Source organism: Staphylococcus sp. AtDRG32, from assembly GCF_004365845.1.
GTDB classification, from domain to species: Bacteria; Bacillota; Bacilli; order Staphylococcales; family Staphylococcaceae; genus Staphylococcus; species Staphylococcus hominis.
This window is the reverse complement of record NZ_SODE01000007.1, coordinates 1-24253: the sequence shown is the minus strand read 5'-3', so window position 1 is coordinate 24253 and position 24253 is coordinate 1. Positions and strand designations below refer to the sequence as shown.

Sequence of the window (24253 nt, the reverse complement as noted above, 5' to 3'; positions counted from 1 at the left end):
ATTTTTTTGAATATTGACTACATTTCTACGTTGAAATGTAGTTTTTTTATTTAAGGAGGAATAGTTAATGAGTTTTTCAGATGAATTAAAGCAAGCGTCAAAGCCAATTATTGAAGAGATTTATAATGATGGTTTTATTCAAGATTTATTAAAGGGAAAATTATCAAAACAAGCAGTACGCCAATACTTACGTGCTGATGCTTCTTATTTAAAAGAATTTACTAATCTATATGCTTTACTTATTCCTAAAGCACCTACTATGAAAGAAGTAAAATTCTTAGTAGAGCAAATTGAATTTATGTTAGAAGGCGAAGTAGAAGCTCATGAAATTTTAGCGGACTATATTAACGAACCTTATGAAGAAATTGTAAAAGAAAAAGTGTGGCCACCTAGTGGAGACCATTACATTAAACATATGTATTATCATGCTTATACTCATGAAAATGCTGCATACACTATAGCTGCAATGGCACCATGTCCTTACGTATATGAAGTGATTGCTAAATGGGGATTAGAAGATTCAAATCTTAATAGAGATGCACTTACTGCTAAGTGGTTTGATTTTTATAGCACTGAAATGGCACCTTTAATTGAAGTATTTGACCGTTTGTTAAATGAACTTACAGAACATTGTACCGAACAGGAAAAAAGAGAAATTAAAGAAGCATTTTTACAAAGTACTGTACATGAACGTCATTTCTTTAATATGGCATACATTGATGAAGAATGGGATTTTGGAGGAGCAAATCATGAATAAACCTAAGATTGCGTTAACAATTGCTGGTACTGACCCTTCTGGTGGCGCAGGAGTTATGGCAGATTTAAAATCATTCCATGCTTGTGGCGTATATGGAATGGCTGCTATTACAAGTATTGTGGCTCAAAATACTAAAGGAGTTCAACATATCCATAATCTAGAAACTAGTTGGGTTAAAGAACAATTAGATAGCGTGTTTGATGATGAATTACCTCATGCAATTAAGACTGGAATGATTGCTACACATGAAACGATGGAACTGATTCAAACATATTTAAAAAATCATAGCGATATTCCCTATGTTATCGATCCAGTTATGCTAGCTAAAAGTGGCGATTCCTTAATGGATGATGAAACAAAAAAACATCTTCAGAAAACGCTCTTACCATTAGCGGATGTCGTGACTCCTAACATTCCAGAAGCTGAAGAAATTACTGGCTTGAAAATTGATACTGAAGATAATATTCGTAAAGCAGGTCATATATTTATAAATGAAATAGGAAGTAAAGGTGTAGTAATTAAAGGCGGTCATTCTGCTGATTTAAATAATGCTAAAGACTTTTTATTTACTAAAGATGATGTCTATACTTTTGAAGAGAAGCGATTTAATACGCCACATACTCATGGTACAGGTTGCACATTTTCAGCTGTGATCACAGCCGAACTAGCTAAAGGTAAAACAATTTATGAAGCTGTAAAAAAAGCTAAAAAATTTATTTCATTAAGTATTGAACATACACCTGAAATCGGTCAAGGACGCGGCCCGGTAAACCATTTTGCTTATATGAAGAAAGTAGGTTTAGACGATGAATAGTTTAGAAAAGATAAGACAAGAGAATCCACTAGTAGTCTGTTATACCAATGATGTGGTTAAAAACTTCACTGCGAATGGACTCTTGAGTATTGGTGCAAGTCCAGCAATGAGTGAAGCTCCAGAAGAAGCAGAAGAGTTCTATAAAGTAGCAGGGGCACTGCTTATAAATATTGGAACATTAACTAAAGCAAATGAAAAAGATATTTTAGAAATTGGAAAAATTGCTAATCAACAAGGTACACCCATTGTATTTGATCCAGTTGCTGTAGGTGCATCAACATATCGTAAACAATTTTGTGAATCTTTTCTTTCTGAAATAAATGTTTCTGTAATTAAAGGTAATGCATCTGAAATTCTTACTTTAGTAGATTCAAATACTACAATGAAAGGCACTGATGGAGAAACAGACTTAGATGTAGTGACAATTGCTAAAAAAGCTTATGAAAAATATCAAACAGCAATTGTTATTACAGGTAGAGAAGATGTTATTATTCAAGATAATCAAATTGTCAAATTATCAAATGGTTCTCCATTACTTGCAAAAATCACAGGCGCGGGTTGTTTATTAGGCAGTTTAGTTGCTGGATTTTTATTTAGAAATACACATCCGTCATTACAAGTATTAGAAGAATCAGTAAGTTATTATAATATCGCCGCAGAGATTGCTGAAAAAAGCGAAAAAGTTAATGGACCTGGAACATTCTTATCTCAATTACTTGATGAAATGTATCAACTTAACTATGATACTTATAAACAATTTGTAAAACGTAAAGAGGTTTAAATATGTTTGATTCAAAAAGCTTACAAGTCTATTTTATATGTGGAACACAAGACATCATCGGTGATCAAAATATTAAAGATGTTTTAAAAGCAGCATTAGAATCAGGAATTACATTATTTCAATTTCGAGAAAAAGGGCCAAATGCTTTAGTAGGGGATGAAAAAGAAGCATTAGCTAAGGAATTAAAAACACTTTGTCATGAGTATAAAGTACCTTTTCTAATTAATGATGATGTGGATTTAGCTGAAAAAATTGATGCAGATGGTATACATGTAGGTCAAGATGACGAAATAATTGCTTCTTTTGCTAATCGTTTTAAAAATAAAATTATAGGGTTAAGTGTAGGAAACGTAAAGGAATATCAACAATCAGATTTAGAACACGTAGATTATATAGGTGTAGGTCCAATGTATGAGACATCTTCAAAATCTGATGCAAGTGCCCCTGTAGGTCCTGAAATGATTGCAACATTAAAAAATATTAATCCAAGCTTACCTATGGTTGCTATAGGTGGTATTACTGAAGACAATTGTGAACTTATAGCTAAAGAAGGCGCTGATGGTGTGTCAGTTATTTCAGTCATTACACATAGTCAAAATATTGACAAGACTGTTAATAAATTAAAGCACTATTTCAAATAAATATCTCTTTTTTTCAGTTTTTGTTTTCTAGTACACCCTATCTATGATAAAATTATTTCTACGTGAATATATCAATAGAGGTGTAAAAATGAAGAAGAAAGCGCTACTACCTTTGTTATTAGGGGTAATGGTCTTTTTAGCTGGATGTGACTATTCCAAATCTAGTAATAGAAATGGATTTTTCTACAATACATTCGTTGAACCAATGGCTAAAATTCTACATTGGTTAGGCCATTCTGTTTTTCATGATGATTATGGTATTGCAATCATCGTTTTAGTATTAGTTATTCGTATTATCTTATTGCCTTTCATGCTATCAAACTATAAAAATAGCCATATGATGCGTGAAAAAATGAAAATTGCTAAACCTGAAGTAGAAGGTGTACAAGAAAAAGTTAAGCGAGCACGTACTCAAGAAGAAAAAATGGCTGCTAATCAGGAAATGATGGAAGTTTATAAGAAATATGATATCAATCCTATGAAGAGTGCTTTAGGCTGCTTACCTGTTTTAATTCAAATGCCTATTGTTATGGGATTATATTTCGTATTGCGTTATCGTATTGGTGGCGGTATTACAGAACATCCACATTTCTTATGGTTTAATTTAGTACATCCTGATATTTGGATTACTATTATTGCCGGTGTGTTATACTTTATTCAAGCATGGGTGTCAAGTAAACAAATGCCTGAAGAACAACGTCAAATGACTTATATGATGATGATTGTTTCACCTATTATGATTATTTGGATTTCATTAAGTTCAGCTTCAGCACTAGGTTTATATTGGTCTGTCAGTGCGGCATTCTTAATTATTCAAACATTCTTTGCAAATAAACATTATGAAAAAGTTGCAAAACAAGAAATTGGACCTATGGTTGAGGCACATAAAGAAAATAATTCAAATAAAAAAGGTAAAAATACGCAAGTTGTTTCTAAAAATAATAAGAAGAAAAAATAATATAAGCATAATACGATAAAAAGTAGGAAAAGATAGATGATCTTTTCCTACTTTTTTTATTCTTCTAAGTGCCACTCGCTATAAAATTGAGATAAAAATAGTTTCATAAATTGATGACGTTCTTCAGCTAGTTGAAATCCTGTTTGTGTATGCATTAATTTTTTTAATTTTAATAACTTATCATAGAAGTGTCTAATAGCAGAAGGAGGTAAATCAACCATATCTTTTTCTGAAGGAATTGAATGATAGGGAGATTCTGTCCACATCGGCTCATTGAAATGTCCAGAAAATTGAAACGTTCTTGCGATACCTATAGCACCAATAGCATCTAAGCGGTCAGCATCTCTAACGATTTGTCCTTCGATTGGAAGTGTAACATCGTTATTTCTACCATTTCGATAACTCAAATGTTTGATAATAAAAATAATATTCTTTTGAACAGTATCATCCAATTCTATTTTTTTAAAAAATTGATGTAATTCGCTTAAAGCATGGTGTTTATCAGTCAATTTATCATCTATGACGTCATGCAATAAAGCTGACAATACTATTGTAAGAAAATCGCCTTGATGTTCTTGTTTGGCAATATATTTAGCTAATAATGTGACACGTTCAATATGTGCAATATCATGTCCAGAGTAATCATTTTTATGAAATTGGTACATATATTCTTTAGCTAATAATATTTGTTCTGCTTGATTCATAAACTACTCCTTTAAAAACATGTATTGAATGAGTTTAAAGAATAGGTGATAATAATTGAGATATGCCTTCTTTAAACTTAATCCAAGTACTACGTTGATTATATAATTCTTTAGTCAACTCATATGAGACTTTCATATCTTTAATAAATGCTTTTTTAAGTTGAAGAGAAATATCTTCGTCATAAATGAACGCATTCACTTCGAAATTTAATGAAAAACTACGATTATCCATATTTGCTGTACCTACAGTAGCAATTTCATCATCGACAATAAGTGTTTTTGAATGTAGAAATCCATTATTATATTGATAAATTTTAACACCTGCGTCTAATAAAGAAGCGGCATTTTTTAATGTAGCCCAATAAACAAAAGGATGATCGGGTTTACATGGAATCATTAAATTAACTTCAACACCACCTAAAGCGGCAATTTTTATGGCATCAATAAAAGCTTGATCAGGAATAAAATAAGGTGATTGAATATAAATAGAATGTTTTGCTGACATAATCATCTTTAAATAGCCATATTTAATTTGTTCCCAGTCTTCATCAGGACCACTTGAAGCGATTTGAACACCAATCTCGCCGCCTGAATCTACATCAGGAAAATATCTATCTTCATATCTGATATTGTCACGTGTTGATTGTGAATTCCAATCTAAGATGAATCTTAATTCTAATGCATTAACAGAGTCACCTTCAAGTCTTAAATGAGTATCTCTCCAATAACCAAATTTTTTATCTTTACCAAGGTATTCATCACCAACATTAAACCCCCCAACATAACCAATCTTGCCATCTATAATTACAATTTTTCTATGATTACGGTTATTCATTCTTAAATTGATTAAGGGCAATTTGGAAGGGAAGAAGGCTTCTGCGTGTCCACCTTTGTCTTTAAACTGTTTCAAATCTTTCTTGCGTAATGTTCTTGAGCCCATATCATCATATAACATTTTAACTTCTATACCATCTTCAAGTCTGTCTTCGAGTGCCTTTAAAATACGACGTCCAAGATCATCACTTTTGAAAATATAGTATTGAATATGTATATAATCTTTAGCATTCTGAATATCTTCAATTAATGCGTCAAATTTAGCATGACCATCTGTAAAGATTTTTATACTGTTATCAGTAGTTAAGAATGCAGCATTATTATAGAGTAACATGTGCACCATTTCTTTAAACTTAACAATTTGATGATTACCTTTAGAAAAATCATCTTTTTCAAGTGCATTTAATTGCTCATCAACTATCATAGCTAAACCTTTACGATCTTCTTTTTTTAATTTGAAAATATGTTTGCGTTGTATTTGACGCCCTAATAATAGATATAAAATAAATCCTACTATCGGTAGAAATACAAGAACTAAAAGCCACGCCCAAATGGAACCTGCACTACGACGTTCCATGAAGATAATGATAAATGCGAAAATCAAGTTTAATATAAAGGCAGTGATTAATATGATGTTAATAATTAAAGAAGAGTGTGAGAAAGATAATTGCACGATCTCTACCATATTAATTAATTGAACCTCCTAAATCGTTTAAAATTAATGTACTAACAAATATTGTACCATGCACTATAATAAATGGTATGATTAATTTTTAAAATAAAAATGTATAATTGACGTAATAAAGAGGAAATTATACGATGATATAGAAGCTATGAAAGGATGAATTAGTTGGAAAATCAAAATCATGCCCATCATTCTGAGCAAGTTAAATTAAATTTAAAATCTCGATTAAATCGAATAGAAGGACAAGTGAAAGCAATTAATCGAATGATTGATGAAGACGTCTACTGTGATGATGTATTAACTCAGATAAGAGCAACACGTTCAGCACTTAATAGTGTTGCTACTAAGTTACTAGAACATCACATGAAAAGTTGTATTATGGAAAAAATAAATCAAGGTACTGAAGAAGAAGCAATGGAAGAACTACTAGTGACATTTCAAAAACTAGTGAAAGATTAGTTAGGAGATTGTAATATGTTAAACAGTAATATTGTATTTATAGATAACATTGAAACAGAAGAACAAGCACAAATGTTAAATGAACGTTTGTTAAATATGATTGGAGTACATACGGTATCAATCGATATAGAAAGAAATAAGATTAATGTTGAATATGAAACACCTACTAATTTAAATAGTATTGAAAAAGAAATTTATGACGCTGGATTTAAAGTACTTTCATAATAAAAAGCTTTAGTGTAACTTAAATAATTTAAAATAATTTTCAAATATAGTAGTAAAGCCTGACTAATTAGGGTAGTATATCATTGAAGGTCAAAAAACGAGGTGAGATACCATGAACAAATCAGATAAGTTACAAAATGTAGTCAAATTATTATCATCTTTAGGCGTCAATATCAAAAAAACAAAATCTCGTTTCGACATTATTAATACTTTGCCTACCACAAAAACCGTTACTCAAGAACTTAAATAATATGTGATTGAAAAAAGTCTGAGACATTATTAGTTGTCTCAGACTTTTTTATGTGTTGGAGATACATTGCTGAAGTGGAACGATAAAGTCAAAATGAGTTTTGTTTCATTCTCATTCATACTATTTTCATGTTATTAACTGAATTAAAATATATTTATTATTAAGCATCTTTTGACGCTGGCTTTTGATGGTAATAAATAGAAAGTATAACACCAATACCTAGCATTAAACTCCATAATGCGCTACCACCATAACTAATAAATGGTAGTGGTATACCTGTAATAGGTAAGAGTTGAATCGTCATACCGATATTTTGCAAAATATGGAAGACGAGTAAAGAAATATAACCAATTAAAAATACCTTATTAAATGATGAAGTTGTTTTTATAGCTAAACGGATAAGATGGAAAATTAAAGCTAGGAATATAAGAAGTAATATCACTGCTCCAATAAATCCAATTTCTTCTCCAATGACAGAAAAAATAAAATCAGTATGGTTTTCTGGAATGTATACTTCTCCGTGATTATAACCTTTACCAAATAATTGACCGGATCCTATAGCTTTTAACGATTCTGTTAAATGGTAGCCATCTCCATTACTATAAGCATAAGGATTCAACCATGAATTGATTCGACCCATTTGATACATTTTGATATGTAACGTTTTCTCAATCAGAGAGGGTTTATATATAATGGCTAAAATAATACTACTTCCTAATATTGCTACAGTAATAAAGATAGGGGCAAGAATACGCCATGTAATACTACTCACTAGCATGATTCCAACAATAATGGCACATAGAACCAATGTAGTTCCTAAATCATTTTGAAGTAAAATTAATATCATAGGTACTAGAGATATGCCAATAATTTTAAAAAATAAGATTAAATCAGTACGAAAAGATTTATTAAATGTAAATCGATTATGATTAGAAACGATTTTAGCCAAGGCAAGTATCAAAATAATCTTCATAAATTCTGAAGGTTGAATACTAATTGGACCAAAAGCATACCAACTTTTAGCGCCATTAATAATAGGCGTAATAGGTGTTTCAGGAATGATTAATAAACCTAGTAGTAAGATACAAAAGAAGATATACCATATATATGTATTATTTTTTATTTTTTTGGGAGAAAAAATCATCACAATAAGTGCTAGTATTGCTCCTAAAATATAATAGATAATTTGACGAATACCAAAATTGGCACTATATTGGCCGCCACCCATAGCAGAACTGATTGTAGTCACACTAATGATGGCTAAAATCATTATTAATGCTATAAGTATCCAGTCAATTTTTCGAAGCCAATGTGTTGTAGGCTGTTGACGGGATGAAAATTTCATAAAAAACTCCTTAAATTCTATGGGATAGTATATATAGATTTTACATGACTTTATATGATTATGCTACAAAATATAGAAGATGATATAAAGTCGAAGCGGTTTAATCTAAAAAATAACCATTAACATGAGTGGACTATTCTTTAAGAAATTTATATATTTATTTATTGGTAAATGCAAAAAATACTGATACTGTGATAATATGAACTTTTAGAAAGAATAATTTAAATTACATATCGTTAATGAAACGTATAATTAACAATTTAAACTTAATACATTATAGTATTATAATTATGATGAGAGAAACAAAAGCGTAATTAAACTTCAATTTATAAATGGCTTTTGTCATTATTTTTCTCGATGGAGGATATAAAGCATGGTAAAAGAAAATATTTGTATCGTATATGGTGGTAAAAGTGCTGAGCATGATGTATCAATTTTAACGGCACAAAATGTATTAAATGCGATTAATAAAGACAAGTATCTTGTAGATATTATATATATTACAAATGATGGTCAATGGAAGAAAAAAGAAAATATTACAAAAAACATTAAAACTATTGAAGAATTACATTTAGAAGATATAAGTCCTGGAGAAATTACATTACTTTTAAAAGAAAATGGGGAAGGAAATAAATATGATGCTATTTTCCCATTATTACATGGACCAAATGGTGAAGATGGTACCATTCAAGGTTTATTTGAAGTGCTAGATTTGCCATATGTAGGAAATGGTGTATTAGCTGCATCCAGTTCGATGGATAAATTAGTAATGAAACAATTGTTTGAACATCGCGGTTTACCTCAACTACCTTATATTAGTTTTTTAAGAAGTGAATATGAAAAATATGAAGGTAATATTATTAAACTCGTTAATGATAAATTAACATACCCAGTATTTGTAAAACCTGCTAACCTTGGCTCTAGTGTGGGTATTAGTAAATGTAATAATGAAGATGAACTTAAAAAAGGGATTGAAGAAGCATTTCAATTTGATCGTAAGTTAGTGATTGAACAAGGTGTTATTGCACGTGAAGTAGAAGTTGCAGTTTTAGGTAATGACTATCCTGAAACAACATGGCCTGGAGAAGTAATTAAAGATGTTCAGTTTTATGACTATAAGTCAAAATATAAAGATGGTAAAATCAGTTTACAAATTCCAGCAGAATTAGATGAAGAGGTTCAAATGACGCTACGTAATATGGCATTAGAAGCATTTAAAGCTACAGATTGTTCTGGATTAGTACGTGCTGATTTCTTTGTGACAGAAGATAATCAAATCTACATTAATGAAACAAATGCGATGCCTGGTTTTACAGCATTTAGCATGTATCCAAATTTATGGGAAAATATGGGATTATCATACTCTGATTTAATCACTAAATTAATTGATTTAGCTAAAGAACGTTACGAAGAAAAAAAGAAAAATAAATATACTATCGATTAAGCGAGGAGCCTAAGTATGATTGAAGTTTCATTAAAACAAATTCAAAAATGGATATCTTGCGATATTGATGAAGCATATTTAGAACATCAAATTAAAGGAGTCACTATCGATTCTCGTCATGTAGAAAAAGAGATGTTATTTGTTCCATTTAAAGGTGAAAATGTAGACGGTCATCGTTTTGTAGAACAAGCACTAAAAGATGGGGCTGGTGCTTCATTTTATGAAAAAGGACAGGATATTAGCGATTCAATTCAAGGACCTATTATATGGGTTGATGATACATTAACTGCTTTACAACAATTAGCTAAAGCGTACTTAAAGCATGTTAATCCAAAAGTAATTGGAGTGACCGGTTCTAATGGTAAAACAACAACAAAAGATATGATTGAAAGTGTGTTACATACCGAATTTAGAGTCAAAAAAACACAAGGTAACTATAACAATGAAATTGGTTTACCTTTAACCATTCTTCAATTAGACAAAGACACAGAAATTTCTATTTTGGAAATGGGTATGTCAGGATTCCATGAAATTGAATTGTTATCTAAAATTGCGGAACCTGATATTGCGGTTATCACAAATATTGGTGAATCTCACATGCAAGATTTAGGTTCTAGAGAAGGTATTGCTAAAGCCAAATCTGAAATTACTATTGGTCTTAAATCTGATGGCACATTTATATATGATGGAGATGAACCACTTCTAAAGCCCCATGTTGAAAATGTGAAAAATGCAAAACTTGTTAGTGTTGGTTTAAATCATGAAAATACATTAGTATGTAAAGTTGAAAATAGTAAAAATGATGGCATAGCATTTATGATCAATAACAAGGAACATTATGAATTACCAATTTTAGGTATTCACAACATGAAAAATGCTACTATCGCTATTGCAATTGGACATGAACTTGGTTTAGATTACAACACAATTCAAAAGAATATAAGTAATGTACAACTCACAGGTATGCGTATGGAACGACATGTTACTGATAATCAAATTACGGTTATTAATGATGCTTACAATGCAAGTCCAACAAGTATGAAAGCGGCTATTGATACATTAAGTCATATGAATGGACGTAAAATCATTGTACTCGCTGATTCTTTAGAATTAGGTGAAAATAGTCAAAGTATGCATGAAGATGTAGGTGCTTATTTAGAAGATAAGGGTATTCATACGTTACTTACTTACGGTAATGATGCTAAGTTTATAAGTCGTACAGGTGGTCAGTTTGTGGAAGATGTAGCTTATTTTTCAGATAAAAATGAACTGACTCATTACTTAAAGTCTATTTTGCAACCTGATGACAAAGTGTTAATTAAAGGGTCACGTGGTAATAAACTTGAAGAAGTAGTAAATGCTTTAATTTAATTATTCATTATAATTAAGAGTTGCTTAGAAATGAAAGGTTTCAAAGCAACTTCTTTTTATTATTTTAATAGAACAAATACTCTACTTAAAAACGTTACTTGCTGTAGATATGAAAATTGCTTTATTGCTATAACTATTTTTAGGTGGTACTATATAGAAGTTGACGTAATAAGAAGACCTTATATACAAAAACGTATATTGATAAATAAAAGAATTAAAAGGAGAATTATATTGCAAAATTTTAAAGAATTAGGGATTTCGGATAAAACGGTAAAAACCCTAGAAGAAATGGGTTTTAAAGAACCAACACCGATTCAAAAAGAAAGTATCCCTTATACATTAGAAGGAAAAGATATCCTTGGACAAGCTCAGACAGGTACGGGTAAAACAGGAGCTTTTGGTATTCCTTTAATAGAAAAAGTTGTTGGAAAATCAGGTGTTCAAGCTTTAATTTTAGCACCTACAAGAGAATTAGCAATGCAAGTTGCTGAACAATTACGCGAATTCAGTCGTGGACAAAATATTCAAGTTGTTACTGTCTTTGGTGGTATGCCAATTGATAGACAAATTAAAGCGTTAAAACGTGGGCCTCAAATTGTAGTAGGAACGCCAGGACGTGTTATCGATCATTTGAATCGTCGTACATTAAAAACGAATGATATTCATACTTTAATTTTAGATGAAGCGGACGAAATGATGAACATGGGCTTCATTGATGATATGAGATTTATTATGGATAAAATCCCTGCTGAACAACGACAAACAATGCTATTTTCAGCGACAATGCCTAAAGCTATTCAGACATTAGTACAACAATTTATGAAATCACCACAAATTGTTAAAACGATGAACAATGAAATGTCTGATCCTCAAATCGACGAATACTATACAATTGTTAAAGAGTTAGAGAAATTTGATACATTTACTAATTTCTTAGATGTACATCAACCTGAGTTAGCTATTGTATTTGGTAGAACTAAACGTCGTGTAGATGAGTTAACAAGTGCATTGCTTACTAAGGGTTACAAAGCAGAAGGATTACATGGAGACATTACACAAGCCAAACGTTTAGAAGTACTTAAAAAATTCAAAAACGATCAAATTGATATATTAGTTGCCACAGACGTTGCAGCACGTGGTCTTGATATTTCAGGTGTAAGTCACGTATATAACTTTGATATACCTCAAGATACTGAAAGTTATACACATAGAATTGGACGTACAGGTCGTGCAGGTAAAGAAGGTATTGCTGTTACGTTTGTTAACCCAATTGAGATGGATTACATTCGTCAAATTGAAGAAGTCAATGACAGAAGAATGAAAGCTTTAAGACCACCTCATCGTAAAGAAGTGCTTAAAGCACGTGAAGAAGATATTAAAGACAAAGTTAAAAACTGGATGTCACGTGAGAGTGAAGATCGTTTAAAACGTATTTCTAGTGAATTATTAGAAGAATATGATAGCACTGAATTAGTAGCTTCATTATTACAAGAACTTGTTGAAGCAAACGATGAAGTTGAAGTTCAATTAACTTTCGAAAAGCCACTTGCAAGAAAGAGTCGTAATAATAAAGGTAATCAATCAAGACGTGGTGGTAAACGAAACAATAAATTTAACAACAAAAATAAACGATCAAAAGGTAACTTCAATAAGAAAAAAGGTAAAAAACAAGATCGTCGAGATAGACAAGATAAAAGAAAAACATCTATCAAAGGTCGTACGTTTGCTGATTTACAAAAATAGTTGTTATAGATAAGATTAAATTTGCTTGATTGAGCTTGAGACATATGTCTCAAGCTCTTTTTGATTATAAGTTTTACCTATTAAATTTATAAATGATTGTACTAATAATGTTTTAAAGAAAAAGAGGATAGTTGATCGTATTTAAATAGATAGTATTCAGTTTTGTTTTTTCATTAACATCTATCATATTATTTTAAAAAAATAGTATGATATAATATAAAAAAATTGTTAAGGAGTTTATTGTGCAATTACATCACTCTTTTCATAAAAGTCCTAAATCCGCATTTTTATATCATTGGTTGGTAAGTGGAGTCACATTACTAATAGAGCTCATTATTTTAGGTGGTGGGTTGTATTGTTGGAAAGCATTTCACTGGCCCCATTTTATTTTTTATATTCTACTTGTATTAACTATTTGTTCTTTTATTCGTTTTATTCTACAACCCATCAATAGATACTCTTATAGATTTTATAATATAGAAAATAATAACATAGAAATTTTAAATACTTTTATTTTTAAAAGCTATAAAACAACAAAAATTGAAAGGTTACAACTTTTAAAGGTTAAAACAAATCCGTTATTGAAAAAGTTTAATCTTAAGAGAGTCATTGTTGTGACTGCAGGTCATGAACTCACAACACCTTTTGTTTCTAATAAAGAAGCAGAACGATTAATATTACATATCTTATCACAAATGCGAGGTAGTAATGATGATATTTAAACCTCAAAAATTACATCCGATTTCTTATTTCACAGGTCTAATAGATGTTATAAAGCAAAACATTTTTGTTATTATCGTGTTTATTGGATTTAATATATGGAATTTTGATTTTACAAATATTAGACATTATATTGGACCAGGTATCTTTTTAGTGATTATTCTTTTTTCTATGATTAATCAATTTCAAAAAGTACGTCTAACGCGTTATTGGATAGAAAATGATCAATTTATAGTCACATCTGGATGGTTAAATAAAAAACGCAAAGAATTAAATTTGAATCGAATTCAATCCTTAGATACCACACAAGGACTGATTAATCAATTAGTAGGTGGCGTACGATTACAAATTAAAACGCCGAGTGATGGTATTGAACTTGAAACGATTTCGAAACAACAAAGTGAATTGATTGAACGTACAATTAAAAAAAGACAACTTCAGTTAGACAGTCAAGAAATAGAGCCTGATAATAAGCCTAATAATAGCGAACAAGAATTAATATCTGAAGATAGTAGTAATAATGAAGTAATATTTAAAATGTCTAATAAACTATTGATTTTTATGGCATTGACAAGTGGCGTGATAGGTGTAGCATTCGCCACCATTTCCCCCATTATAGGTGCATTTGAAGATATTATCCCATGGGAAAAATGGACGTCTCGTCTTTTTCAATGGATACAGTCAGTTACGTTTTTAGTGACTATTATTATATTGATTGTACTTATATTTTGTTATGTTATAGGCACTCTAATTGTTGTTCTACGTTATTATAACTATACAATCACACAACATGATAATGAGTTGAAAATTACTTACGGATTACTAAATGTAAAAAATATCACAGTGCCTACCGAACGATTACAAGCAGTGGTAGAAAAACAGTCATTTATTAGAAAGTTATTTGGATATACCTCTATATACTTTATTATTACAAGTGATTTAGAAGTTAAATCTAATGAAGATGTAAGTGAAAACGGAAAAATTATGATTCTTCCATTTATTAATAAAAAAGAGGCTTATTCTATTATTAGAAAATTAATTCCTGAAATGCAATTTAACTCTATTACTGAAAATGTGCCAAAACGAGGATATCATCGCCACTTTTTTATACCTAGTATCATATTGATTCTTGGTGCAACTATAGGTGCTTACTATTGGAGTAAATGGAGTTATATTATAGCGATAATTATTATTATCTTTATGGCAATTCATGCGTATGTGTATATATCTGTTTCTGGATTATGTAATAGAAAAAATGAAATTGCACTTCGCCAAGTAAGTATCATGCATATTAATTCATATCATTTTAAAAAGGATAAAATTATTGGTATGAATGTTAATCAAAATCCATTGTTAGAAAAGAGCCATTTAGCACATTTACATTTTATTATAGCTAAGGGTGCGGTAAATGAAGATATTAAGCTAAAATATGCTTCTGAAAAACAGGTTCAATTAAATATTGAGACCTATTTAGGAGGGTCTAAGATTGAGTGAACATAGTTTTATGAACACAAGTGGTCTAAAGGTGATGAGAATCACATCATTGATAGGCCTTATAATTACTACTGCTTTTTTATTTCTACTCAATATGATAGATGTTTATTTTACTCATATATCAAAACTTTCAATTAATATCATTATTTCTATAGTAATTATTTTGATTTATATCATACTATTTATTATTGTTATTCCGCTTCTGAGATATCATTATTTCAGTTATTACTATGATGAAAACGAGATTCATATTAGAAAAGGTATCATCACTGTTGAAACAGATATAATACCGTTTTATAGAATACAAAATATAGAGGTCATAGAAGGATTCATAATGAGAAAATATAAATTAGCACATCTTCATTTATCTACTGCAGGTGGAGAATGCAATATAGAACTAATTGCAAAAAAAGAAGCGATTTATTTAAAACAAATGATTCAAAATAGAAAACACGAACTATATGAATTATAAAGGATAATTAAGTGAGGTGTGGATATGATACATGGTATTGGTATTGATTTAATTGAAATTGACCGAATAAAAGATGTGTATATTAAACAAAGTGATAAATTAATACATAGAATACTAACAGATCAAGAACAGCAAAAATTTAACTCTTTTAAAAATGATAAAAGAAAATTAGAATTTTTAGCAGGACGATTTGCAACTAAAGAAGCATTTAGTAAAGCATTAGGAACAGGGTTAGGAAAAACGGTAGCATTTAATGATATTGATTGTTATAACGATGAAAAGGGGAAACCTTGCATCGAATATCCTGGTTTTATTGTTCATGTCTCGATTACGCATACACAACATTACGCAATGAGTGAAGTAATATTAGAAAAATAAATCATATCAATTTTTTATAAGTTTAAATAAGGAGGACTTCATATGTCAGATGTTGCTTATAGACCGACATATTTAAATGTAGATCTTGATGCCATTCTATACAATTATAATATTTTTAAAACACTTCAAAGTGATAAGTTAGTGATTCCTGTAATTAAAGCGAATGGATATGGATTAGGAAGTGTAAAAATAGCAGAGATTTTAGAAAATAATGGGGCTCAATTTTTTGCAGTTGCTACTTTAGATGAAGCCATTGAATTACGCTTACATAATATAAATGCTAAATTATTAGTTTTAGGTGCGATATCACCGAAAGATATAAATAAAGCGATTCAATATGACATTACTTTAACTGTACCTTCACAGTTTTGGTTAGAACGAGCGATTCATTATATAGAAGATAACTCAGATCATGTATATCTTCATGTGAAATTAGATACAGGAATGGGAAGACTAGGGATTAAAACGCTTGAAGAGTATCAGTTAGTCATTAATCTTATTAAAGAACATCCAACTCTTATTTTTGACGGCGTCTTTACTCACTTTGCCAATGCAGATGAACCTGGTGATTCAATGAAACAGCAATATGCATTTTTTGAAGAGTTGGTAACAAAAGCAGAGCGACCAAAATATATACATGCTCAAAACTCAGCAGGCGCTTTATTAGCAAATTGTAAATTATGCAATGCGTTAAGACTTGGAATTTCACTATATGGTTATTATCCTTCTGAGTATGTTAGAAATGAAGTTGATGTTCAATTAAAACCAAGTGCTAAATTAATGACTCAAGTTGTCCAAACTAAATATTTAAATCCCGGCGACTCTGTAAGTTATGGAAGTACATTCACTGCAACTGAAAAAATGAAAATAGCGGTTTTACCAATTGGATATGCAGATGGTTTCTTAAGAGCTATGCAAGGATTCGCCGTAAATGTCAATCAATATCAATGTGAAATCATTGGAAGAGTATGCATGGATCAAATGATTATTAGTGTACCAGATGATGTGAAAGAAGGAGATGAGGTTATTTTAATAGATAACAATTTAAATTCTTCACAAGCAGTAGAGGCATTAGCTATAAAACAAAATACAATTAATTATGAAGTTTTATGTAATTTAGGACGCAGACTTCCAAGAATATATTATTTAAATAAAAAATTTGAAGTTACAAATGAATTATTAAATTAGTATAGTCACTTGTTACAAAATTTGTTATTATAAAACTAAATTAAAGTTTATAATGTCTTGTTTGTATCAATTGGAGGTTCATAGTATGTTAACTTTTAATCAGAATAGAAGCCATAGTCTTGAACAATCACTAAAAGAAGGCTATGTCCAAATGGCCGATTTAAACCTCTCCCTAGCAACTGAAGCATTTCCATTAGAATGTGAAGCTTGTGATTGTAACGAATCTTATCTTACATCTAATTATAAAAGTGAATGATTAGAAGAGGCGATGTATATTTAGCTGATTTATCACCAGTTCAAGGGTCTGAACAAGGGGGAGTAAGACCTGTAGTTATCATTCAAAATGATACTGGTAATAAATATAGTCCTACAGTAATCGTTGCTGCGATTACTGGCAGGATTAATAAAGCGAAAATACCAACACATGTAGAAATAGAAAAGAAAAAATATCGTTTAGATAAAGATTCAGTCATTCTTTTAGAACAAATACGAACATTGGATAAAAAAAGGTTGAAAGAGAAACTTACATATTTATCAGAAGATAAAATGAAAGAAGTTGACGATGCATTGGATATCAGTTTAGGTTTACACGATGTTCGTCCTCAAAAAAATTAGTATTTTATATGTATAATCCAAAAAATATGAAATAAACTTTTAAAATAAATCAATTGTACTTTTGAAAAGTTTTAATTAGACTAAATTCGGTGGAATTCAATGATACTATTGAGTAAGTTTATGACTATTTAGAGATGTCGCAGTAGTTAACTGAATTGAAAATATTTAACTCAAGTTTTCAATTTCAATTAACCTTGCGGGGGTAAGACAGCATATTCACAAAATGAATACTGTCTTGCTCCCTTTTTAAGTAGAAGAGTTATTTTAGAATAATATACATTTGGCATTAATGAATAAATTTAAAATGTTGTATTGCGTCAGACAATATTTAAACATGTTTTAATCAGCTATGAAGTAAGGAGGCAAAATTCGTGGAAGAATTTAAAAAAAACTATAAGCAACTTATAGATGAGAGTTTGGTTACTAAAAATAAAGAACAATTTTTAAAGAAGTGCGATGAATTCACTGAAGAAGTAATCAAAAAGGATATTCTACCAGAGGATGTTGTTGATTTACATAAAACGTATATTGCTTCTTTAAATTTAAAAACATCTCAAATCTTAGATACATTAGATGTATTAGAAGAAGTAGTAAAAGGCTTTGGATATAGCTATAGAGATTATCAAAATTTAGTTGATAAAATGCAATTCCACGATAAAGAAATTGACTTAGCCTCTAGACTTCAACAAACGATGTTAAAAACAGATATTCCACAGTTTGATAGTATACAAATAGGTGTTATTTCAGTAGCTGCTCAAAAAGTAAGCGGGGACTATTTTAATTTAATTGATCATAGAGATGGTACGATGAGTTTTGCTGTAGCAGATGTTATAGGGAAAGGTATTCCAGCAGCATTAGCAATGAGTATGATTAAATTTGGAATGGATTCATATGGTCATTCACAATTACCAAGTGATGGTTTAAAACGACTCAATCGTGTGGTAGAAAAAAATGTTAATCAAAATATGTTCGTCACGATGTTTTATGGACTATATGAAGAAATGAATCATTTATTATATTGTAGTTCAGCAGGTCATGAACCAGGATACATTTATAGAGCTGAAACTGAAACATTTGAAGAAATTGAAGTTCGAGGAAGAGTACTTGGTGTAAGTCAACATACGCGATATAGTCAACAAGAAATTCCAATATATTTAGATGATTTAATTATTATTTTTACTGATGGTGTAACAGAAGCTAGAAATAAAAAAGGGGAGTTTATTGCAAAAGATACTGTTCTTAATTTAATTAGAAAATATAAGCATATGCATCCCCAAGATATTGTTCAAATCTTATATGAAGCCATTTTAAAAATACAAAATACGCAAAAAAGAGATGACATGACAATTTTAATAATAAAAAGAGTGAATTAATTATTTAATTTTTTGATTATATTATAATAATAATGGGTATAGTTGCTATAGTATACATATCGAAAAAGATTAGGAGTGTAAGTAAATGAATCTTAATATAGAAACGATAACCCATGATGATTATTATGAAGTTATTGTTGGTGGAGAGTTAGACGTATATACAGTACCTGAGTTAGAAGAAGTACTTGTGCCTATGCGCCAAGAAGGAAATCATGACATTCACGTGAACTTAGCAAATGTAAGTTATATGGATTCAACGGGTTTAGGCTTATTTGTAGGAACATTAAAGGCTCTAAATCAAAATGATAAAGAATTATATATTTTAGGTGTCACAGATAGAATTAGTAGATTATTTGATATTACGGGTTTAAAAGATTTAATGCACGTTAATGAAGGAACGGAGGTAGAGTAATTTGTCACTCAAAAATGATTATATTGAAATGAAGTTACCTGCCTCAGCAGAATATGTAAGTTTAATTCGCCTTACTTTATCAGGGGTATTTACAAGAGCAGGTGCTTCATACGATGACATTGAAGATTCAAAAATTGCAGTAAGTGAAGCGGTTACTAATGCTGTCAAACATGCATATAAACATAGTGAACAAAATGGTATGATTAATATTTGTTTTGAATTATTTGATGACAAAATTAAGATTATTATTTCAGATCAAGGTGAAAGTTTTGACTACGAATCTACAAAATCAAAATTAGGGCCTTACCAAGAAAACGAAAATATCGACTTCTTACGTGAAGGTGGACTAGGTCTATTTTTGATTGAATCATTAATGGATGAAGTAAAAGTTTCAAAAGAGTCTGGTGTAACAATTAGTATGATTAAGTATATAAAAAAAGAGCAGGTGCCAAATAATGACGAAAGAGTCGAAATCAGTTAATGAGATATCACCTGAACAAATTAACCAATGGATTAAAGAACACCAAGACAATATAAATCCTCATGCGCAAGATAAATTAGTTAAACATTATCGCAAACTAATTGAATCATTAGCATATAAGTATTCAAAAGGACAATCACATCATGAAGATTTAGTTCAAGTGGGTATGGTTGGTTTAATAGGTGCTATTAACAGATTTGATATATCTTTCGATCGCAAATTTGAAGCATTCTTAGTGCCAACTGTTATTGGTGAGATTAAAAGATATTTACGAGATAAGACATGGAGCGTTCATGTTCCTAGAAGAATTAAAGAAATTGGTCCAAGAATAAAAAAAGTGGGCGATGAACTTACGAATGAACTCGGACGTTCTCCTTCAATTTTAGAAATTGCGAACCGTTTAGAAGTAAATGAAGAAGAAGTGTTAGAAGCCATGGAAATGGGTCAAAGCTATAACGCACTTAGTGTAGATCATTCAATTGAAGCAGATAAGGATGGTTCTACAGTTACATTGTTAGATATTATGGGTCAACAAGATGATAATTACGACCTTACTGAAAAACGAATGATTCTTGAACGTATTTTACCAATCTTATCTGATAGAGAAAGAGAAATTATTCAATGTACTTTCATTGAAGGATTAAGTCAAAAGGAAACTGGTGAACGTATTGGACTTAGTCAAATGCATGTATCTAGATTACAACGAACTGCAATAAGAAAATTACAACAAGCTGCTAGGCAATGAAATTGAGGAGCGACCAATGAGTTCATATTGAATTCTATGTCGCTCCTTTTATTGTTAGAAAATGTATTGTAAAAATAAAGATATGTTAAAATTAAATAGAATTTATATACAAAGAGTGGTTATAACATGGAAAAGACATTAATTAATGATATTGTAAAAAAATATCAATTTTTAGAAAAACAAGTCATAGCTGTATTAAATCTATTAGAGGAAAATAACACAGTACCTTTTATTGCAAGATATCGAAAAGAAGCAACTGGTGGTTTAGATGAAGTTCAAATTAAACAAATATCTGATGAATATCAATATGTAGCGCATCTTCAAAAACGTAAAGAAGAAGTTATACATAATATTGAACAACAAGGTTTACTTACTAATGAATTAAAGCAAGACATTCTTCAGCAAACAAAATTACAACGTGTAGAAGATTTATATCGTCCTTTTAAACAAAAAAAGAAAACTAGAGCAACTGAAGCAAAACGAAAAGGATTAGCACCATTAGCTCACTTTTTAATAGAAGGACAAAGTATGAATGTACATGAAGAAGCTAGAAAATATTTAAGTGAAGAAGTTAAAACAGTTGATGAGGCAATTCAAGGTGCTCAAGATATTATTGCTGAACGTATTTCGGATAATCCTAAGTATCGACAACGTTTACTTAAAGACGTTTATTATCAAGGAAAGATTGTGACAACAAAGAAAAAACAAGCAAATGATGAAAAAGAGATATTTAGTATGTATTATGATTATTCTGAGCCTATAAAAAGAATAGCTAATCACCGAATTTTAGCAATGAATCGTGGAGAAAAAGAAAAAGTATTGTCAATTAAAATTGAATTTGATACTACTTCAATAGAAACATTTATACAATCGCAAGAAGTAAAAAAAGCTCATCAACTAGTTGAATATATTGAGTCTGCAGTTAAAGACAGTTTAAAACGTTTAATCATGCCTTCAATTGAAAGAGAAATTCGAAATGATTTAACTGAAAAAGCAGAGCATCACGCTATAGAAGTGTTTAGTGAAAATTTAAAACATTTATTATTACAGCCTCCTATGAAAGGTAAACAAATTTTAGGTATCGATCCAGCATTTAGAACTGGATGCAAATTAGCTGTTATCAATCCTTTTGGAACATTTATTGCTAAAAGTGTTATATATCCTCATCCTCCAAAATCTAAAATAGAATTGGCAGAAAAAGAATTAGTTAGAATGATAACTGAAAATAATGTTGAATTAATTGCAATTGGTAATGGTACAGCAAGTCGTGAAACAGAACAATTTGTAGCAAATGTAATAAAAAAATATCAAATAAATGCTCAATTTATTATTGTAAATGAAGCAGGGGCTTCTGTATATTCTGCCTCTGAAATAGCAAGAAATGAATTTCCAGAGTTTCAAGTTGAAGAACGAAGTGCAGTGTCTATTGGTAGACGTGTGCAAGATCCACTTAGTGAATTAGTAAAAATTGATCCTAAATCTATTGGAGTAGGACAGTATCAACATGATGTAAACCAAAAAGAACTTGAACAAGCGCTCACATTTGTCGTAGAAACTGCAGTTAACCAAGTAGGTGTAGATGTAAATACCGCTTCAAAATCTTTACTGCAATATGTTTCGGGATTATCAAGTACCATTGCTCAAAATATAATTGATTATCGTGAAGAAAATGGATCCATAAAGCATCATTCTGAAATAAGCAAAGTAAAACGTTTAGGTAGTAAAACGTTTGAACAAAGTATCGGATTTTTAAGAATTGTTAATGGTAAAGAACCATTAGATAATACATCTATTCATCCAGAAAGTTATCAAGCAACATATCAGTTTTTAGAAAGTTTACAGCTATCAATTGATGATTTAGGTTCAGATAAACTTAAACAAACACTTAGTGATATTAATATTGAAGAAAAATCAAATGAAATTGGAATAGGCAAACCAACACTAGAAGATATTGTAAAATCTCTTAAAACGCCAAATCGTGATCCTCGTGATAGCTACGAAACTCCACAGTTAAAATCTGATATATTATCAATCGAAGACTTGTCTAAAGGTATGAAGTTAAGTGGAACAGTTAGAAATGTAGTAGATTTTGGAGCATTTGTAGATATAGGTGTTAAACAAGATGGTTTAGTTCACATTTCAAAATTATCAAAGAAATATGTTAAAAATCCTATGGATATTATTAGTGTAGGAGATATAGTTGATGTTTGGATTTTAAATATTGATAAAAATAAAGAAAAAGTATCATTGACTATGATTAATCCTAATGAATAATAAAATGCTTCAAAAGTTAGTGGAAACAACTTCGCTTGATCATTTTAACCAACCTTTTAAACATAAAGCTTATTTTAATTCTCGATTACGAACAACAGGCGGACGATATGTATTATCTACACATCATATTGAGATTAATCCGAAGCAATTTTCTTGTTTTGGAAAAGATGCTTTAATAAATATCATAAAGCATGAACTATGTCATTATCATTTACATTTATCCGGAAAAGGTTATCAACACAAGGACCATGACTTTAAAATGTTAAGCAATAAAGTTCAAGCTCCAAGATTTTGTCAGCCGATTCAAAGCTATGAAGAAAGAGCAAATTATATATATCAATGTTGTAAATGTAAGACTACGTATCTAAGGATTAGAAAAGTTAATATTGATAAAATGAGATGTGGTAAATGTGGAAGTAAATTGAAATTAAAGATGTATTTATAAATAAATTTAAATATGAACAAATAAGATATTACTAATATAACAATGTCCTTTAAAAACCTACAATATTGTAGGTTTTTAAATTTTTTAATAAAAACTATTGACTTATGTTAAAAAAGTATGTATTATAGATATCGTTGTATTAATGAATGAGGTAAATATTAAAAAATAGTAAATTTATTTAAAATAATATTAAAAACTTATTGACTTTTTATTACAAATCATTTACAATAAATAATGTTCTCGATAATTAATAAATTATTGCGTTTTGCCAGCGGTCGTGGCGGAATGGCAGACGCGCTAGGTTGAGGGCCTAGTGGGAGAAATCCCGTGGAGGTTCAAGTCCTCTCGGCCGCACCAAATCAATTTCAATTATTATATACTGCGGGTGTAGTTTAATGGCAAAACCTCAGCCTTCCAAGCTGATGTTGTGGGTTCGATTCCCATCACCCGCTCCATTACAAATTTCAAATGAACATTGAAAACTGAATGACAATATGTCAACGTTAATTCCAATAAAGTAACTTAAATGTTACAAACACTATTTAGTATTATGAGCTAATCAAACATCATAAATTTTTATGGAGAGTTTGATCCTGGCTCAGGATGAACGCTGGCGGCGTGCCTAATACATGCAAGTCGAGCGAA

Annotated in this window: 27 protein-coding genes, 2 tRNA genes and 1 rRNA gene; 27 read left to right on the top strand and 3 right to left on the bottom strand. The window is 30.2% G+C overall.

Annotation, left to right across the window (positions count from 1 at the left end):
• Nucleotides 1–67 precede the first annotated feature (67 nt).
• The 5 genes from tenA to yidC all read left to right on the top strand — a co-directional run bounded on the left by tenA (nt 68) and on the right by yidC (nt 3951).
• On the top strand, nt 68–757 hold the full coding sequence (gene tenA, locus BDW25_RS09095) for a thiaminase II (RefSeq protein ID WP_002488134.1): 690 nt from the start codon (nt 68–70) through the stop codon (nt 755–757).
• Complete coding sequence (thiD, locus tag BDW25_RS09090) at nt 750–1571, top strand: bifunctional hydroxymethylpyrimidine kinase/phosphomethylpyrimidine kinase (RefSeq protein WP_002455065.1); 822 nt, start codon at nt 750–752, stop codon at nt 1569–1571. The genes tenA and thiD overlap by 8 nt, the downstream gene beginning before the upstream one ends.
• Entirely contained in the window at nt 1564–2352 is a 789-nt protein-coding gene (gene thiM / locus BDW25_RS09085; RefSeq protein WP_002448660.1) for a hydroxyethylthiazole kinase, read from the top strand. Before thiD ends, thiM begins: the two co-directional genes overlap by 8 nt.
• A 2-nt stretch (nt 2353–2354) precedes the next feature.
• Complete coding sequence (thiE, locus tag BDW25_RS09080) at nt 2355–2993, top strand: thiamine phosphate synthase (protein ID WP_002448695.1); 639 nt, start codon at nt 2355–2357, stop codon at nt 2991–2993.
• 88 nt (nt 2994–3081) lie between these two features.
• Nucleotides 3082–3951 (top strand): membrane protein insertase YidC, encoded by an 870-nt coding sequence (gene yidC / locus BDW25_RS09075; protein ID WP_002455066.1) that lies wholly within the window; start codon nt 3082–3084, stop codon nt 3949–3951.
• A 56-nt stretch (nt 3952–4007) separates the two neighbouring features.
• Here yidC and BDW25_RS09070 read toward each other — a convergent pair whose 3' ends face one another.
• Together BDW25_RS09070 and cls are read right to left on the bottom strand one after the other, a co-directional pair.
• Entirely contained in the window at nt 4008–4655 is a 648-nt protein-coding gene (locus BDW25_RS09070; RefSeq protein ID WP_002448635.1) for an HD domain-containing protein, read from the bottom strand.
• A gap of 34 nt (nt 4656–4689) precedes the next feature.
• On the bottom strand, nt 4690–6174 hold the full coding sequence (gene cls, locus BDW25_RS09065) for a cardiolipin synthase (protein ID WP_002448646.1): 1485 nt from the start codon (nt 6172–6174) through the stop codon (nt 4690–4692).
• 165 nt (nt 6175–6339) lie between these two features.
• Between cls and csoR the strand changes: the two genes are divergently transcribed.
• The 3 genes from csoR (at nt 6340) to BDW25_RS09050 (ending at nt 7108) form a co-directional block, all read left to right on the top strand.
• Nucleotides 6340–6633: a copper-sensing transcriptional repressor CsoR gene (csoR, locus tag BDW25_RS09060; RefSeq protein WP_002437530.1), complete on the top strand. Its 294-nt coding sequence runs from the start codon at nt 6340–6342 to the stop codon at nt 6631–6633.
• A gap of 15 nt (nt 6634–6648) precedes the next feature.
• On the top strand, nt 6649–6858 hold the full coding sequence (gene csoZ / locus BDW25_RS09055) for a putative copper chaperone CsoZ (RefSeq protein ID WP_002448674.1): 210 nt from the start codon (nt 6649–6651) through the stop codon (nt 6856–6858).
• Between the two features lie 112 nt (nt 6859–6970).
• On the top strand, nt 6971–7108 hold the full coding sequence (locus BDW25_RS09050; protein ID WP_002437525.1) for an Lmo0850 family protein: 138 nt from the start codon (nt 6971–6973) through the stop codon (nt 7106–7108).
• 160 nt (nt 7109–7268) lie between these two features.
• Here BDW25_RS09050 and BDW25_RS09045 read toward each other — a convergent pair whose 3' ends face one another.
• Nucleotides 7269–8453, bottom strand: coding sequence for an FtsW/RodA/SpoVE family cell cycle protein (locus tag BDW25_RS09045; RefSeq protein WP_002448689.1), 1185 nt, complete (start codon nt 8451–8453; stop codon nt 7269–7271).
• A 373-nt stretch (nt 8454–8826) separates the two neighbouring features.
• Between BDW25_RS09045 and BDW25_RS09040 the strand changes: the two genes are divergently transcribed.
• From BDW25_RS09040 to BDW25_RS08950, 19 genes are all read left to right on the top strand, one after another.
• Nucleotides 8827–9897: a D-alanine--D-alanine ligase gene (locus BDW25_RS09040; protein ID WP_064207238.1), complete on the top strand. Its 1071-nt coding sequence runs from the start codon at nt 8827–8829 to the stop codon at nt 9895–9897.
• Nucleotides 9898–9912: 15 nt separating this feature from the next.
• Nucleotides 9913–11268 (top strand): UDP-N-acetylmuramoyl-tripeptide--D-alanyl-D-alanine ligase, encoded by a 1356-nt coding sequence (locus tag BDW25_RS09035; RefSeq protein WP_133945449.1) that lies wholly within the window; start codon nt 9913–9915, stop codon nt 11266–11268.
• 231 nt (nt 11269–11499) lie between these two features.
• Nucleotides 11500–13011: a degradosome RNA helicase CshA gene (gene cshA, locus BDW25_RS09030; RefSeq protein ID WP_002448713.1), complete on the top strand. Its 1512-nt coding sequence runs from the start codon at nt 11500–11502 to the stop codon at nt 13009–13011.
• Between the two features lie 242 nt (nt 13012–13253).
• Nucleotides 13254–13733, top strand: coding sequence for a PH domain-containing protein (locus BDW25_RS09025; protein WP_002448666.1), 480 nt, complete (start codon nt 13254–13256; stop codon nt 13731–13733).
• Complete coding sequence (locus BDW25_RS09020) at nt 13723–15225, top strand: PH domain-containing protein (protein ID WP_133945471.1); 1503 nt, start codon at nt 13723–13725, stop codon at nt 15223–15225. Before BDW25_RS09025 ends, BDW25_RS09020 begins: the two co-directional genes overlap by 11 nt.
• Complete coding sequence (locus BDW25_RS09015) at nt 15218–15697, top strand: PH domain-containing protein (protein WP_133945447.1); 480 nt, start codon at nt 15218–15220, stop codon at nt 15695–15697. Before BDW25_RS09020 ends, BDW25_RS09015 begins: the two co-directional genes overlap by 8 nt.
• A 24-nt stretch (nt 15698–15721) precedes the next feature.
• Nucleotides 15722–16075: a holo-ACP synthase gene (gene acpS / locus BDW25_RS09010; protein ID WP_019835621.1), complete on the top strand. Its 354-nt coding sequence runs from the start codon at nt 15722–15724 to the stop codon at nt 16073–16075.
• Between the two features lie 42 nt (nt 16076–16117).
• Nucleotides 16118–17263 (top strand): alanine racemase, encoded by a 1146-nt coding sequence (gene alr / locus BDW25_RS09005; RefSeq protein WP_133945445.1) that lies wholly within the window; start codon nt 16118–16120, stop codon nt 17261–17263.
• Nucleotides 17264–17348: 85 nt separating this feature from the next.
• Entirely contained in the window at nt 17349–17519 is a 171-nt protein-coding gene (gene mazE, locus BDW25_RS09000; protein WP_002448681.1) for a type II toxin-antitoxin system antitoxin MazE, read from the top strand.
• Nucleotides 17516–17878: a type II toxin-antitoxin system PemK/MazF family toxin gene (locus BDW25_RS08995; protein ID WP_017174798.1), complete on the top strand. Its 363-nt coding sequence runs from the start codon at nt 17516–17518 to the stop codon at nt 17876–17878. Before mazE ends, BDW25_RS08995 begins: the two co-directional genes overlap by 4 nt.
• A gap of 371 nt (nt 17879–18249) precedes the next feature.
• Nucleotides 18250–19251, top strand: a complete 1002-nt coding sequence (locus tag BDW25_RS08990; RefSeq protein ID WP_002448679.1) for a SpoIIE family protein phosphatase — start codon at nt 18250–18252, stop codon at nt 19249–19251.
• 85 nt (nt 19252–19336) lie between these two features.
• Complete coding sequence (locus BDW25_RS08985) at nt 19337–19663, top strand: anti-sigma factor antagonist (RefSeq protein WP_002448686.1); 327 nt, start codon at nt 19337–19339, stop codon at nt 19661–19663.
• 28 nt (nt 19664–19691) lie between these two features.
• A complete protein-coding gene (gene rsbW / locus BDW25_RS08980; RefSeq protein WP_049335593.1) occupies nt 19692–20144 on the top strand; it encodes an anti-sigma B factor RsbW in 453 nt (150 codons plus the stop codon).
• Nucleotides 20119–20889, top strand: a complete 771-nt coding sequence (gene sigB, locus BDW25_RS08975) for an RNA polymerase sigma factor SigB (protein ID WP_002455074.1) — start codon at nt 20119–20121, stop codon at nt 20887–20889. Before rsbW ends, sigB begins: the two co-directional genes overlap by 26 nt.
• Before the next feature lie 126 nt (nt 20890–21015).
• A complete protein-coding gene (locus BDW25_RS08970; RefSeq protein ID WP_064207383.1) occupies nt 21016–23163 on the top strand; it encodes a Tex family protein in 2148 nt (715 codons plus the stop codon).
• Entirely contained in the window at nt 23156–23608 is a 453-nt protein-coding gene (locus BDW25_RS08965) for a SprT family protein (RefSeq protein WP_019835624.1), read from the top strand. Before BDW25_RS08970 ends, BDW25_RS08965 begins: the two co-directional genes overlap by 8 nt.
• 271 nt (nt 23609–23879) lie before the next feature.
• Nucleotides 23880–23965, top strand: a tRNA-Leu gene (locus BDW25_RS08960).
• Nucleotides 23966–23989: 24 nt separating this feature from the next.
• Nucleotides 23990–24063, top strand: a tRNA-Gly gene (locus BDW25_RS08955).
• Nucleotides 24064–24183: 120 nt separating this feature from the next.
• Nucleotides 24184–24253 (top strand): 16S ribosomal RNA (locus BDW25_RS08950); the annotation flags it as partial.